The sequence below is a fragment of the Nocardioides sp. NPDC004968 genome (assembly GCF_040608935.1).
In the GTDB taxonomy this organism is placed as follows: domain Bacteria; phylum Actinomycetota; class Actinomycetes; order Propionibacteriales; family Nocardioidaceae; genus Nocardioides.
Map to the genome: position 1 here is coordinate 94,083 of NZ_JBEXJF010000016.1, position 13,242 is coordinate 107,324.

At 67.9% G+C, this 13,242-nt stretch carries 14 protein-coding genes and 1 pseudogene; 7 read left to right on the forward strand and 8 right to left on the reverse strand.

Annotated features, from left to right (window positions below):
- Nucleotide 1: 1 nt before the first annotated feature.
- The 6 genes from ABZU72_RS16655 to miaA form a co-directional block, all read right to left on the reverse strand.
- On the reverse strand, nt 2-1,633 hold the full coding sequence (locus ABZU72_RS16655) for a VWA domain-containing protein (protein WP_355019948.1): 1,632 nt from the start codon (nt 1,631-1,633) through the stop codon (nt 2-4).
- A gap of 102 nt (nt 1,634-1,735) precedes the next feature.
- Nucleotides 1,736-2,512: an SDR family NAD(P)-dependent oxidoreductase gene (locus tag ABZU72_RS16660; protein WP_091051594.1), complete on the reverse strand. Its 777-nt coding sequence runs from the start codon at nt 2,510-2,512 to the stop codon at nt 1,736-1,738.
- A 60-nt stretch (nt 2,513-2,572) separates the two neighbouring features.
- Nucleotides 2,573-3,424, reverse strand: a complete 852-nt coding sequence (gene dapF / locus ABZU72_RS16665) for a diaminopimelate epimerase (protein WP_355019949.1) — start codon at nt 3,422-3,424, stop codon at nt 2,573-2,575.
- Nucleotides 3,424-4,053 carry a pyridoxamine 5'-phosphate oxidase family protein gene (locus tag ABZU72_RS16670; protein WP_355019950.1) on the reverse strand — a complete coding sequence of 210 codons (630 nt, stop codon included), beginning with the start codon at nt 4,051-4,053 and terminating at the stop codon, nt 3,424-3,426. The genes dapF and ABZU72_RS16670 overlap by 1 nt, the downstream gene beginning before the upstream one ends.
- 53 nt (nt 4,054-4,106) lie before the next feature.
- Nucleotides 4,107-5,036 (reverse strand): helix-turn-helix transcriptional regulator, encoded by a 930-nt coding sequence (locus ABZU72_RS16675; protein ID WP_355019951.1) that lies wholly within the window; start codon nt 5,034-5,036, stop codon nt 4,107-4,109.
- A complete protein-coding gene (miaA, locus tag ABZU72_RS16680; protein ID WP_355019952.1) occupies nt 5,017-5,964 on the reverse strand; it encodes a tRNA (adenosine(37)-N6)-dimethylallyltransferase MiaA in 948 nt (315 codons plus the stop codon). The genes ABZU72_RS16675 and miaA overlap by 20 nt, the downstream gene beginning before the upstream one ends.
- A 120-nt stretch (nt 5,965-6,084) precedes the next feature.
- Between miaA and ABZU72_RS16685 the strand changes: the two genes are divergently transcribed.
- Together ABZU72_RS16685 and ABZU72_RS16690 are read left to right on the forward strand one after the other, a co-directional pair.
- Nucleotides 6,085-6,279, forward strand: coding sequence for an antitoxin (locus ABZU72_RS16685; RefSeq protein WP_091051581.1), 195 nt, complete (start codon nt 6,085-6,087; stop codon nt 6,277-6,279).
- 258 nt (nt 6,280-6,537) lie between these two features.
- Complete coding sequence (locus ABZU72_RS16690; protein ID WP_355019953.1) at nt 6,538-6,942, forward strand: hypothetical protein; 405 nt, start codon at nt 6,538-6,540, stop codon at nt 6,940-6,942.
- A 79-nt stretch (nt 6,943-7,021) separates the two neighbouring features.
- Here the strand turns inward: ABZU72_RS16690 and ABZU72_RS16695 are convergent, their stop codons facing one another.
- Nucleotides 7,022-7,954, reverse strand: coding sequence for a zinc metalloprotease (locus ABZU72_RS16695; RefSeq protein WP_355019954.1), 933 nt, complete (start codon nt 7,952-7,954; stop codon nt 7,022-7,024).
- A 107-nt stretch (nt 7,955-8,061) separates the two neighbouring features.
- Complete coding sequence (gene miaB / locus ABZU72_RS16700) at nt 8,062-9,567, reverse strand: tRNA (N6-isopentenyl adenosine(37)-C2)-methylthiotransferase MiaB (RefSeq protein WP_355019955.1); 1,506 nt, start codon at nt 9,565-9,567, stop codon at nt 8,062-8,064.
- A gap of 205 nt (nt 9,568-9,772) precedes the next feature.
- On the opposite strand from miaB, the gene ABZU72_RS16705 reads away from it, so the two are divergent.
- From ABZU72_RS16705 to ABZU72_RS16725, 5 genes and pseudogenes are all read left to right on the forward strand, one after another.
- The gene (locus ABZU72_RS16705) at nt 9,773-10,501 is read left to right on the forward strand and encodes an amino acid ABC transporter ATP-binding protein (RefSeq protein WP_355019959.1); all 729 of its coding nucleotides are present in this window, start codon (nt 9,773-9,775) and stop codon (nt 10,499-10,501) included.
- A gap of 75 nt (nt 10,502-10,576) precedes the next feature.
- Nucleotides 10,577-11,395, forward strand: coding sequence for a glutamate ABC transporter substrate-binding protein (locus tag ABZU72_RS16710; protein WP_355019956.1), 819 nt, complete (start codon nt 10,577-10,579; stop codon nt 11,393-11,395).
- A gap of 109 nt (nt 11,396-11,504) precedes the next feature.
- Nucleotides 11,505-12,194: an amino acid ABC transporter permease gene (locus ABZU72_RS16715; protein WP_355019957.1), complete on the forward strand. Its 690-nt coding sequence runs from the start codon at nt 11,505-11,507 to the stop codon at nt 12,192-12,194.
- The gene (locus ABZU72_RS16720) at nt 12,194-13,111 is read left to right on the forward strand and encodes an amino acid ABC transporter permease (RefSeq protein WP_355019958.1); all 918 of its coding nucleotides are present in this window, start codon (nt 12,194-12,196) and stop codon (nt 13,109-13,111) included. Before ABZU72_RS16715 ends, ABZU72_RS16720 begins: the two co-directional genes overlap by 1 nt.
- 41 nt (nt 13,112-13,152) lie before the next feature.
- Nucleotides 13,153-13,242: pseudogene (locus tag ABZU72_RS16725) on the forward strand (alpha/beta hydrolase); the annotation flags it as partial.

The following is a 13,242-nucleotide window of genomic DNA, read 5'->3' on the forward strand; positions in this document are numbered from 1 at the left end:
CTCAGCGTTGCCCGAGCGCCTCTCGAAGGACCTGCCCGACGTCCTCCGGTCGCTCGGCGACGTACGCGGCCCCGCCGGTCGCATCGGCGATCGCCTGCAGCGTACCGAGGTCGGCGTCGGCGGTGATCCCGATCCCCAGGACGCGGACCGGCCGCCGTGGGTCGGAGGCAGCCTCGAGCTGGCGTACGAGCTCGGCCACGTCGATCGAGTCGGGGTGGTCGTTGGTGCCGTCGGTGAAGAGGAGCACGTCGTTGGAGGCCAGCGGGTCGTAGGAGGCGACCGCGGCCTGATAGGCCGCCAGGGCGGTGTCGTGCAGGGATGTGCCGCCGCCGGTGCGCGCGGTGAGACCGGCGATCTCCTCGGTCAGCTGCGCGCGCTGGTTCTTCGACGCGAGCTGACGGGTGGGGACGAGCACCTTGTGGTCGGCTCCCAGCGTGCCCTCGGTCTTCTCGGAGAAGGCCCAGAGCCCGATCGCGGCGCCGCCGGGAAGGAGATCGACGGCCTCCGAGGCCGCCTCCTGGGTGAGCTGGAGGCGGGTGGTGGCGCTGTCGGGAGCGGTCGGCCACGCCATCGAGCCGGAAACGTCCATGACCGCGATCGCCCGGGCCGGCCGAAGCCTGGCGCTCCACTCCGAGGCCGTCTCCGCGACCGCGGCCGAGTCGACGCGGGTGTACGCGCCCACGTTGGGCGCCGGTTTGCCGGCTCCGGTGGTGCGGAACCCGGCCTGGGTCAGCGCGGTGTCGGTGGCACCGCTGTCGAGCACCCTGGCGAAGCTGGTGATCGAGGCGGCGATCGAGTTTCGGCGCGAGGCGTCCGCGGTGATCAGGACCGGGTAGTCGAGGACCACCGTGCCCTCCTTCGGGGCACTGGCCTTCAACGTCGGCGCGTACGTCGACCACTGCTGCTCGCTGGTCGCGGTCACTCCGCCCATGACCGTCTGCAGCTCGGCCAGGCGTCCCGAGTCGGTCGGCCCGGCGCCCTCCTCGCCGGAGGCGAGCCGCTCTGCGAACGGCTCCAGCTTGGCCTCGCTCTGGGGCTTCCCCCGGCTCGCGACGGCGGTGCCGAGCGCGCTCATCATCCGCTGAGGGTCGCCCATCAGCAGGTCGTCCTCGGCGAAAGCCTCGGCGTACGAGGTGCGGGTGAGCCCGTCGCCGGAGACGAGCACGACCGGCGAGGAGGCCATCGAGTCCCGCAGCGTCACCGGCTCGACGGCCGGGTCGACCCGGTCCAGCCAGACCGAGGAGTCGGGGATCCACACATCGGGGAGATCGCCGTCGAGCGCCAGCGGCGCAAGGACCTGGTCGGCCTTCGCCGACTCCACCTCGATCTGGCCACAGCCGGCGTCCTCGAGGATGTTGCCCACGGCGGTCGCCGCCTCGGGAGCCACCGCCACCGTCATCTCCGGGCCGAGACAGGTCCGGTCGTCGGTCGAGTCCGCGTTGCCGTTGGCGACCAGCGCGGTCGCGATCAGGCACACGGCCAGTACGCCGGCCGCACCGGCGATCACCCCGATCGTCTCCCGCGTCAGTCGTGGCTCGCGCGGGGGCTCGCCCTGTCCCGCCGGCCCCGTGGGCTCGTCGGACTCGATGATCGCGAGCGCTTTCGACGTACTGGTGTCCGCCTTATCGGACATGCGAACTCCTTGCTCCGACATTCCGCGGAGCGGTCTGAAACTGTCCGCGGCTGGCGCACACATTAGCGGTGCGCCAGCCGTCGGGGTACATCTTGCCTTCAGTTACTTCGGTGGCATCCGGATGCCGCCGTCGACGCGGATCGTCTCGCCGTTCATGTAGTCGTTGGTCAGACACTCCACGACCATGCTGGCCAGCTCCGCCGGCTCACCGAGCCGGTGCGGGAACAGCACGCTCTCGCCGAGCTTGGCCTTGAACGCCTCCGACTCCGGGCCCTCGCCGTAGATCGGGGTGTCGATCAGCCCCGGGGCGACGGTGTTGACGCGGATGCCGACCGCGGCGAGGTCGCGCGCGAGCGGGAGGGTGAGGCCGACGACGCCGCCCTTGGACGAGGAGTAGGACACCTGTCCGATCTGGCCGTCGAAGGCCGCCACGCTGGCGAGGTTGACGATCGCGCCACGCTGCCCGTTGGCGTCGGGCTCGTTGCGGCTGATGTAGGTCGCGGCCTGGCGGCACATGTCGAAGGTGCCGATCAGGTTGATCGCGATGACCTTCTTGTACGCATCCAGGTCGTGCGCCGAGCCGATCTGGCCGTCGCGTCCGATGGTGCGCTGCGCCCAGCCGATCCCGGCCGAGTTGACCACCGCCTTCAGCGGCGCGATCTCCACGGCCCTCTCCACGGCGTTGGTGATCTGGTCGGTGTCGGTGACATCGACGGGCACGAACAGGCCCTTGATCTCCTCCGCCAGGGCCTCGCCCTTGTCCTTCTGCATGTCCGCGACGATCACCGTCGCACCCTTGGCCGCCAGCGCCCGGGCGGTCGCCGCCCCGATCCCACTGGCCGCACCGGTCACGATCGCTGTGCTATCAGTCAACTCCATGGGCAGCACCATAGACGTGACCACCCTCACGATGGTGAATGCCCGTTAACCGTCTCGCAGTCAGAGCGCGGTGGTGCCTTCGGCGATCAGGACCGCCGGCCCGGTGAGCAGCACCCGGTCGTCGGTCGTCCAGGTGACGTGGAGCGTGCCGCCAGGAACATCGACCCGGTACGTCACATCAGCATCGCGCGCGATCGCGAGACCGTCGGCCTCGGCGGCCGCGACCATCACCGCGCATGCTCCGGTGCCACACGAGCGGGTCTCCCCCGCGCCGCGCTCGAAGACCCGCATCGCGACGTGACGCTCGGCGACGCGTTCGAAGAACTCCACGTTGACTCCGTGCGGATAGACCGCCTCGTCGAAGATCGGGGAGTCGTAGAGGTCACCGACGGGACCGTGTGGGTCGATCGAGTCGACCTCGGCGGCGGCGTGCGGGTTGCCCATGTCGACGTTGCAGGCCGACCAGAAGTGGTGGGCGACGGTGACCTGGGTCGACCCGAGCAGCTTCGGCGAGCCCAGGTCGGCGGTCCAGACGTCTCCGGACGCCCGGAGGGTCTTGTCGCCCGCGCGGGTCGCGAAGGTGACCTCGTCGCCGGCGAGCCCGGCGGAGCGCAGATACTCCGCGAAGACCCGAGTGCCGTTGCCGCACATCTCGGCCCGGGTGCCGTCGGCGTTGCGGTAGTCCATGAACCACTCGGCGTCGCTGACCGGACGGTCCTCACCGGTGTAGGCGGCGGTCCGGATCACCCGCAGGATCCCGTCGCCACCGATGCCGGCACGGCGGTCGCACAGCGCCCGGACCCGGTCGGCCATCGCCTCGTCCGAGAGGGCGCCGTGCACCGACCCGTCGACGTCGGGCAGCAGCACGAAGTCGTTCTCCGTGCCGTGTCCCTTCAGATACGGGTAGGACATCAGTAGAGGGACTTCGAGTAGGTGTCGGTGCGGTAGTAGTCCTCCATCTCGGCAAGCGTACGCGGGTCGTTCTCGACCTGCTTGGCGATGACCGCACGCTTGGGGAGGTGGTCGGGGTCCCACGTCTCCGGGTCCCACAGGCCCGAGCGCAGGAACGCCTTCGCGCAGTGGAAGAAGATGTCGTCGATGTCGACGACCAGGGCGAGGATCGGCCTCTTGCCCTTCACGACCATCTCGTCGAAGAACGGTGCGTCCGAGACCAGCCGGGCACGGCCGTTGATCCGCAGCGTGTCGCCGCGGCCCGGGATCAGGAAGTTGAGCCCGACGTGCGGGTTGGCCAGTACGTTGCGGTAGCCGTCGACCCGCTTGTTGCCCGGCCGCTCCGCGATCGCGATCGTCTTGTCGTCGATGACGTGCACCAGCGACCCGGCCGGGTCCCCCTTGGGCGAGGCGTCGCAGTTGCCGGCGGTGTCCGACGTCGCGAGCACGCAGAACGGCGTCGCGGCGAGCCACTGCCTGTCGATGTCGAGGAGCGCCGGGCGCCCCTTGGTCGCTGCCCGCTCGTGCGGCACGCCGACCAGGTCGACGAGCTCCTCGATTGTGCTGATCTCAGTCCAGGTAGGGGTCACGGCCTCAGGGTACGAGGCGGGCGCGCGGGCGGCCGAATCATTTCGCCGCTCGCTCAGACCGTCGGGACCTCGCCCCGGCGGGCCCGCAGCCACTCGATCGGGTCGCCCCGGTCGACCTCGACACCGGCCATCCGGAGCATCATCCGGGCCAGCAGACGCCGATGGGCTGCGTACGTCAGGACGTGGGCGACCACCGACCCGATCTGGAAGCTTTCCGGCGGCTCGCAGAGGGCGTCGATGAGCCGGTCCTCCCAGGCCCCGCGCCGCTCGATGTCGCGTACGACCGCCAGCCACCGCGCCGCCACGGCCTCGTGCCGCTCGACCAGCGCGACGACCGAGTCCGTGCGGCTCCGGACCGGCATCGCGAGGCCCTCGATCGAGGCCACCCAGCACTCCTTGGCCCACACCGTCGCCTCCAGAACCTGCGCGAGCGACTCCTCCGGGCCGTCCCACTCCAGCACCTCATGGCCGGCCAGCCGCACCTGGGTGAGCACTTCCGCGGGCAGTCCCTTGGCGAGGTCGAGCAACGCTCGGGTGTCGTCGAGGTCGTGCAGGACAAGCTGCTCGGTCAGCGGAGAGAGCACCCGCTCCTGGGAGTCGACCCACAGCGACTCCGGCGGATGGAAGTGGATCCCGTTCGGCGCCGGTAGCCAGTGGCTGAGCGCGGCGGTGCTCGGGGGGTGCCCGAAGGCCTTCGCATAGGCCCGCGAGAACCCCTCCACCGACTCGTACCCGGCGGCCCAGGCGGCATCGGTCACCGTGCCACCGTGCTGCAGCTGCCACGCGGCCCGCTCCAGCATCACCCGCCGCCGCATCGCCACCGGCGGCTCGCCCGCGCCCCGGGAGAGCAGCCGGTTGAAGTGATAGGGCGACGTGTAGGCGTCGCCGGCCATCTGCGCCAGCGTGCGCGGCTCTCCGGCGTCGGCACCGTCGAGCACCGCGTCGAGCAGCTCCCGCAGCCGGTCACGTACGTTCTCGCTCACAACACCATCCCCCCACCGCCGCGACGGCCTTCTCCAGACGGGACGGATCGTCGTACGAGACCCACACGACCCGCGGATCCTTGCGGAACCAGGCGTCCTGCCGACGTGCGAACTGCCTGGTCTTGATGGCGGTTCGCTCCATGGCATCCTCCAGCGTCGTCTCCCCCGCGAGATAGGCGGCGACCTCCTTGTAGCCGATGGCCTTCGACGCGGTCCGCGACCGCCCCAGACCGGCCTCCAGGAGCCGCGCGACCTCGTCGACGAAGCCGGACTCGAACATCTCCGAGACCCGCTGCCGGATGCGTACGTCCAGGGCTTCTCGGGAGATGTCGACGCCGATCTGGATGGAGGCCGGGTCGTGGTAGACCTGCTCGGGCAGTCGTGCGCTGAACGGCTCACCGGTCAGCTCGATGACCTCCAGAGCGCGTACGACGCGGCGACCGTTGTCGATCTCGATCCGCTCCGCCGCGACCGGATCCAGGGCTCGCAGGCGGTCGTGAAGTGCCTTCTCACCTGCGGTTTCGAGCTCCTTCTCCAGTCGCTCACGCACCTCCTCCGAGGTCCCGGGGAACTCGAACCGGTCCAGGATCGCTCGTGTGTAGAGAGCACTGCCGCCGACCAGCACGGGTGTCTTCCCAGCCTTGCGAAGCGTCGCGATCTCCTCACGCGCCAGTGCCTGGAAGTCGGCGACGGAGGCCGGTTCGGCGATGTCGAGGAGGTCGAGCAGATGGTGCGGGATCCCGCGCCGCTCCGCGACCGGCAGCTTCGCCGTCCCGATGTCCATGCCGCGATAGACCTGCATCGCGTCGGTGTTGATGATCTCGCCACCGAGGGTCTCGGCGAGGTCGAGCGAGAGCGACGTCTTCCCTGCTGCGGTGGCTCCGACGACGGCCACGATCGGGGTGGCGGACAGGGGAAAAGATCCCAAGTCGCGTAGTCCGGATGACCCATCCGGGTCGCGTGTCCCCCTGTTGCTGTCGTACTCCATGCAGTTAGTCTGGCCGCAAGTTGGCTCAAACGGGGAGCCACCGATCCAGAGGGGGGAAGCATGAGCTTCTTGGACAAGGCAAAGGATCTCATCGGGCAGGGCGTCGACAAGGTCGGTGCCGACAAGGTCGGCGAGGGCCTGGACAAGGCCGGTGAGTTCGCCGACGAGAAGACCGGTGGCAAGTTCAGCGACCAGATCGACCAGGGCGTCGAGACTGCCAAGAACGAAGCAGAGAAGCTGGACGGCGGCAACTGAGCCCTCCACACGCCACGAGGCGGGGAGCGACCCACACCGGGTTGCTCCCCGCCTCGCGTTTACGTCCCGGTACACCCAGCTGACTTTTTGCGTGTCGACTTTCGAAACACTGTTACGAACCTGTTGCGACTTGTGCCGTCACATGGAACGGTCTAGACCGTCTCATTCTCGTCTCACCGAATGAGGCAGCCGGGGGGCGGACGTGCGATGCACGTTCGATTCCGGTCCAATCACAACTACTCGGAAGTGTGGACCAATATGTCTGAGAACTACGGCAACAGCGACGAGCAGCAGAACTACGGCCAGGAGGGTGGCTTCGGCGGCCAGGAGTCCAGCGAGGGCTCCTCCTACGGCTCCGAGTCGTCCAACGAGGGTGGCTTCGGCGGCCAGGACGGCGGCCAGAGCGAGGGCGGCTTCGGCGGCGGCCAGGAGCAGTCCGAGGGCTCGTCCTACGGCTCCGACGAGGGCTCGAGCGAGGGCGGTTCCTCCTACGGTGAGCAGTCCAACGAGGGCAGCTCCTACGGCGGCGGCGAGCAGTCCGAGGGTGGCCAGAGCGAGGGCGGCTTCGGCGGCCAGGAGCAGTCCGAGGGCTCTTCCTACGGCTCCGACGAGGGCTCGAACGAGGGCGGCTTCGGCGGCGAGCAGAGCCAGTCGCAGTACTGATCCAGCACTGCTGATCACACACGGATCGAGCGCCGGGCCCGCAAGGGACCCGGCGCTCGGCGCGTATGTCAGGCGACGATCAGGCGCGGTACGCCACCCACCCGTCGATCATGCGCTGCACCTGACCCGGCGTGAACTCGTCCATGCACGCGTCTTCGGTGTAGTCCATGAAGTTGTGGATCGGGTCGAGGCCCGGAGCGGTGCAGGTGTCGGAGCCCTCCGGGCAGCCGAAGGCCGGCGCGGCCTCGGCCGGGGTGTCGGCGACCTGGTCACCCTTGCCACGACAGCCACCCTGGAAGGTGTGGTAGAGGTGCAGCCAGTGGCCGACCTCGTGGGTTGCCGTGTCGCCCTCGTCGTACGGGGCCGCCGAGCCGCCCGGCAGCGACTCGCCAAGGATGACCACACCGTCCTGCGACCCGATGTTCTTGGTCGGGAAGGTCGCCCAGCCGAGCAGACCATCGTCGATCTCGCCGATGTAGACGTTGAGCGCGTTGTCACCGCCCTGGCGCAGGGACGACTTCATGTCCCGCTCCCCGGTCGAGCCGGAGATGATCGGGTACCAGGCCGGGTTGATCGTGGTCTCCTGGCCGGCCACCTCGAAGGAGAACGGCGTGCCGGCGTACGCCGCGTTGAGCACGTCGATCTGGGCGTCGATGTTCGCCTGCGGGACGGCGCCGGTGGTGGCGTTCTCCTGGATGACGTGGATGTAGGTCGGGATGGTCGTCGCGGCGAGGTTGGCGCTGCCGCCCTTCTTCCCCTGCGCGGCCAGCGCACTGGAGAGCGCCTTCTCCTTGGCGTCGGCCTGCTTAGCGGTCAGATGGTTCGTGTCGCGGACCTGCTTGGCCCCTTCGGCGACGCGGGCGGCGCCGACCTCGTGCGGGTCGAAGCAGGCATCTCCTCCTGCGGACGCCTGCATGGCGCCCGCTGGGGCCGCGGCTGCCAGGCCTGACGCCACGAGAACACCGAGTGCGCCCATCGCCGCTGCTCTGTTGACCAGCTTGGGAATCGACATGGGGGTATCCCTTCCTGAGACAAGTTGCCTCAGGCTAGAGCAGGAATACCCTCAGGGGGAGGGGTACTACGGAGAATTTGCTGTTCGTGCGGCAGCCAGCCGAACGATCATCCGCACGCCGGCGCAGCGGGCAGCGGAGCGGGAACGCCGACCGACGGCATGCCGAGCCCGACCGAAGCGGCCTCGGGCTCGGGGCGGCCCTGGCGCGCCTCCCAGGCGTCACCGGAACGGGTGCGGCGTACCTCGAGCACGGGGTTGTCGGCGACCAGGTGGTGCGGGGCCGCGTAGGTGACCTCGACCTTCACCATGTCGCCGGGACGTACGCCCTCGGCTCCGGCCGCGTTGAAGTGGACCAGCCGGTTGTCGGGAGCACGACCGGAGAGCCGGTGGGTCTCGGCATCCTTGCGGCCCTCGCCCTCGGCGACCATCAGCTCGAGCGTACGTCCGACGTTCTTCTTGTTCTCCTCGTAGGCGATCTCGTTGACGAGGTCGACGAGCCGGCCGTAGCGGTCCTTCACGACCTCGGGAGAGATCTGGTCGGGGAGATCGGCGGCGGGGGTGCCGGGACGCTTGGAGTACTGGAACGTGAAGGCGGAGGCGAAGCGCGACTCACGGACCACGTCGAGGGTGGCCTGGAAGTCCTCCTCGGTCTCCCCCGGAAAGCCGACGATGATGTCGGTGGTGATCGCCGCGTGCGGGATCGCCGCGCGGACCCGCTCGATGATGCCGAGGAACTTGGTCGACCGGTAGGAGCGGCGCATCACCTTGAGCACGCGGTCGGAACCCGACTGCAGCGGCATGTGCAGCGACGGCATCACGTTGGGCGTCTCGGCCATCGCCTCGATGACGTCGTCGGTGAACTCGGCCGGGTGCGGGCTGGTGAACCGGACCCGCTCCAGTCCCTCGATCTCCCCACAGGCGCGCAGCAGCTTCGAGAAGGCCTGCCGGTCGCCGAACTCGACGCCGTAGGCGTTGACGTTCTGGCCCAGCAGGGTCACCTCGGTGACACCCTCGGCGACCAGCGCCTCGATCTCGGCGAGGATCTCGCCCGGTCGTCGGTCTTTCTCCTTGCCGCGCAGGCTCGGGACGATGCAGAAGGTGCAGGTGTTGTTGCACCCCACGCTCACCGACACCCAGGCGGCATAGGCCGACTCGCGCTTGGTCGGCAGCGTGGACGGGAAGACCTCGAGGGACTCCAGGATCTCGACCTGGGCCTCCTCCTGCACCCGGGCCCGCTCGAGCAGCACCGGGAGCGAGCCGATGTTGTGCGTGCCGAACACCACGTCGACGTACGGCGCCTTCTTCGTGATCGTCGCGCGGTCCTTCTGCGCGAGGCAGCCACCGACGGCGATCTGGAGGTCGGGGTTGGCCTCCTTGATCGGGGCCAGGTGGGAGAGGTTGCCGTAGAGCTTGTTGTCGGCGTTCTCCCGGACCGCGCAGGTGTTGAAGACGACCACGTCGGCCTGCGTGCCCTCGGTCGCCTTCAGATAGCCAGCATCCTCCAGCAGCCCGGAGAGGCGCTCGGAGTCGTGGACGTTCATCTGGCACCCGTAGGTGCGGACTTCGTAGGTGCGCACCGCCGAAGCGGAGCCAGAGGCGATCGACGTAGTCATAGCGCCTTCAAGCGTACGACCGCAGGGGCCGCGTCGAGGAATCCAGCGCGGATGACCGGTGCAGCGGGCGTACCGAATCTTGTTGGTTATCTGGTTGTAACCGATCCCGGGGGCCAAGTCATAGATGTGCAATGCAGGATGTGGTTAGGTCTGCGGCATGACCGTGCTTGACACCGAACCCGCCAGCGCACCTTCGGGAGACGCCTTGGTGGTTCTTGACCATGTCGACAAGCACTATGGCGAGCTGCACGTGCTCCGGGACATCAACTTGGAGATCAAACGTGGCGAGGTCGTCGTGGTGATCGGGCCCTCGGGCTCGGGGAAGTCGACTCTCTGCCGCGCGATCAACCGCCTGGAGACGATCGACTCGGGCACGATCAAGCTCGACGGCAAGGAGCTGCCAGCAGAGGGCAAGGGCCTGGCCAAGCTGCGCGCCGAGGTCGGGATGGTCTTCCAGAGCTTCAACCTCTTCGCGCACAAGACGATCCTGCAGAACGTCACGCTGGGCCCGATGAAGGTGCGCAAGCTGAAGAAGTCCGCGGCTGAGGCCGAGGCCAAGAAGCTGCTCGACCGCGTCGGCGTGGGCGTCCAGGCGAGCAAGTACCCTGCGCAGCTCTCCGGTGGTCAGCAGCAGCGCGTCGCGATCGCCCGGGCGCTAGCGATGAAGCCGCAGGTGATGCTCTTCGACGAGCCCACCTCCGCGCTCGACCCGGAGATGGTCAAGGAGGTGCTCGACGTCATGGTCAGCCTCGCCAAGGAGGGCATGACCATGATCGTGGTCACCCACGAGATGGGTTTCGCCCGCGTCGCCGCCGACCGCGTCGTCTTCATGGCCGACGGCCAGATCGTCGAGTCCAACACCCCGAGCGAGTTCTTCGACAACCCGAAGTCCGAGCGCGCCAAGGACTTCCTCGGCAAGATCCTCAAGCACTGAAACGTACGTCTCGGGTGAGCCCTGGGCTCGCGAACCCTGCAACGCACCAACCCTTAATTCCAGAAGGTGGAAACGATGAAGTTCACGAAGATCGCCGCGACCCTGGGCGCTCTCGCGCTCACGGGCTCGCTCGCTGCCTGTGGTGGTAGCGACGACACCGGCTCCGACGCCGGCGGCGACAAGATCAAGATCGGCATCAAGTTCGACCAGCCGGGCCTCGGTTTCAAGGAGGCCGACGGTGACTACTCCGGCTTCGACGTCGACATGGCGGAGTACATCGCCGAGGGCCTGGGCTACGAGGACGACCAGATCGAGTGGGTCGAGGCCGTCTCCGCCAACCGCGAGACGTTCCTCAAGGACGGCACCGTCGACATGATCCTGGCGACCTACTCGATCACCGACGAGCGCAAGGCCGAGGTCGACTTCGCCGGCCCGTACTACATCGCCGGCCAGGACCTCCTGGTCGCCGCCGACAACACCGACATCACCGGCCCCGATTCGCTCGACGGCAAGAAGCTCTGCTCGGTGACCGGCTCGACCTCGGCCCAGAAGGTCAAGGACGAGTACTCCGAGGGCGTCCAGCTGCAGGAGTTCGACACCTACAGCAAGTGCGTCACCGCGATCGACGGCGGTCAGCTCGACGCGATGACCACCGACGACATCATCCTGGCGGGCTACGCCCAGCAGGACCCGGGCAAGTTCAAGATCGTCGGCGCCCCCTTCTCGGAGGAGAACTACGGCGTCGGTCTGCCCAAGGGCAGCGAGGACCGCGACAAGATCAACGACCTGATCGAGCAGGCCTTCGCGGACGGCGCTTGGGAAGAGGCGTTCAACGACAACCTCGGTGAGTCTGGGTACGAGCTGCCGGAGCCGCCGGCCGTCGACCGCTACTGAGCAAGCTTGACGTCATGCCGAGTCGGCGCAATCGGTCCGCTGCGAAGCGGCGACCGGATTGCGCCGGCTCGGCATGACAGACGCTTTCTGAACAATCCTGGAAGGACCCATGGATCTCTTCTCCGAGTACGGGTCAGCCATCCTGACCTCGTTCGGGCTGACTCTGCGGCTTGCCGTGTACAGCGGCATCTTCGCGCTCATCCTCGGCACCGTGCTCGCCGTGTTCCGGGTCTCCCCGGTGCCGGTGCTGCGGTTTGTCGGTTCGGCCGTCGTCTACACGTTCCGCAACACGCCGCTGACGCTGGTGATGTTCTTCGCGCTCTTCGGGCTCGCTTATCAACTGGGCTTCAACCCCGCACCTGACGACCTCTACGAGAACAACTTCCGTCTCGCGGTCCTGGCGCTGGGTATCTACACCTCGACGTTCGTGTGCGAGGTGCTCCGTTCCGGCATCAACACGGTGCCGCTCGGACAGGCCGAGGCGGCCCGTGCGATCGGGCTCACCTTCACCCAGAACCTCACTCACGTCGTTCTACCGCAGGCACTGCGCTCGGTGATCAACCCGCTGGCCAGCGTGCTGATCGCGATGACCAAGAACACCACCGTCGCCGTCACCATCGGTGTCGTCACCGCGACCGGCGTCAACGAGGCGTCGGGCCAGATGAAGACCATGATGGAGAACGAGTCCGACCAGATCCTGCTGATCTTCATCATCTTCGCGATCGGCTTCATGATCCTGACCCTGCCCATCGGCTTCGTCGCCAACTGGGCCTCCAAGCGATTCGCGGTGATCCGATAATGGCCGCCTCCGTTCTCTACGACGCCCCCGGCCCGCGCGCCAAGGCGCTCAACCGGGTCTATTCCGGTGTCGCGTTGGTGGCGCTCCTGGCCATCGCCTGGTTCGTCTGGGCGAAGTTCAAAGAGACCGGCCAGTGGGAGGCCGACAAGTGGACACCGTTCCTCGAGTCACCCGCCTGGGAGAACTTCCTCATCCCCGGCATCATCGGCACACTGAAGGCCTTCGCGGTCGGCTCGGTCCTCGCGCTCGTCTTCGGGTTCGTGTTCGCCGTCGGCCGGCTCTCCCAGAGCAAGCTCATCAGCCTGCCTTCGGCGGTGGTCATCGAGTTCTTCCGCTCCATCCCGATGCTCCTGCTGATGATGTTCATCTACTTCATGCAGGCGCCGCTCGGATTCGACACCAGCGTCTTCTGGGCGGTCGTCCTCGGCCTGATGCTCTACAACGGCTCCGTCCTCGCCGAGATCATCCGAGCCGGCGTCGGCGCGCTGCCCAAGGGGCAGACGGAGGCCGGTGTCGCGGTTGGGCTCACGGACGGGCAGGTGATGCGCGCGATCCTGCTGCCGCAGGCGGTGCGCTCCATGCTTCCGGCGATCATCGCCCAGCTGGTGGTGCTCCTCAAGGACACCGCTCTCGGCTACATCCTCGCCTACAGCGAACTGCTCAATCAGATCGTCAAGCTGGACGGCAACTTCGACAACCTGCTCCCGGCGGCGATCGTGGTCGCCGCGATCTACATCACCCTCAACACGATCCTCGGTCTGATCGCCAACTACGCCGAAGTCCGTACCCGGCGCGTGGGACACACCGCGGGACCGGTCGGTCACGCCGACGCGATCGACCCGGTCGCGGCCGAGGCCGAGCTCGTACAGAAGGGCAATGCCACTGGCAGCACCATGGGCAGCGCGACCGGCCTCTAGGCACGGCAGCCAGATGCCAACGGCCCGCTGCCTCGACCACAGATCCCTATTGCACGTCGGACGAGGCTCGCGAATTGGCCGAAGCCTGGGGCTCGGAGTTTGTCGACGCTGGCGACAGCGGCCATCTCAAC

Coding starts and splice junctions, on each gene's coding strand:
- ABZU72_RS16655 (WP_355019948.1), bottom strand. CDS start 1,633: ATGTCCGATAAGGCGGACACCAGTACGTCGAAAGCGCTCGCGATCATC.
- ABZU72_RS16660 (WP_091051594.1), bottom strand. CDS start 2,512: ATGGAGTTGACTGATAGCACAGCGATCGTGACCGGTGCGGCCAGTGGG.
- dapF (WP_355019949.1), bottom strand. CDS start 3,424: ATGTCCTACCCGTATCTGAAGGGACACGGCACGGAGAACGACTTCGTG.
- ABZU72_RS16685 (WP_091051581.1), top strand. CDS start 6,085: ATGAGCTTCTTGGACAAGGCAAAGGATCTCATCGGGCAGGGCGTCGAC.
- ABZU72_RS16690 (WP_355019953.1), top strand. CDS start 6,538: ATGTCTGAGAACTACGGCAACAGCGACGAGCAGCAGAACTACGGCCAG.
- ABZU72_RS16695 (WP_355019954.1), bottom strand. CDS start 7,954: ATGTCGATTCCCAAGCTGGTCAACAGAGCAGCGGCGATGGGCGCACTC.
- miaB (WP_355019955.1), bottom strand. CDS start 9,567: ATGACTACGTCGATCGCCTCTGGCTCCGCTTCGGCGGTGCGCACCTAC.
- ABZU72_RS16710 (WP_355019956.1), top strand. CDS start 10,577: ATGAAGTTCACGAAGATCGCCGCGACCCTGGGCGCTCTCGCGCTCACG.
- ABZU72_RS16715 (WP_355019957.1), top strand. CDS start 11,505: ATGGATCTCTTCTCCGAGTACGGGTCAGCCATCCTGACCTCGTTCGGG.
- ABZU72_RS16720 (WP_355019958.1), top strand. CDS start 12,194: ATGGCCGCCTCCGTTCTCTACGACGCCCCCGGCCCGCGCGCCAAGGCG.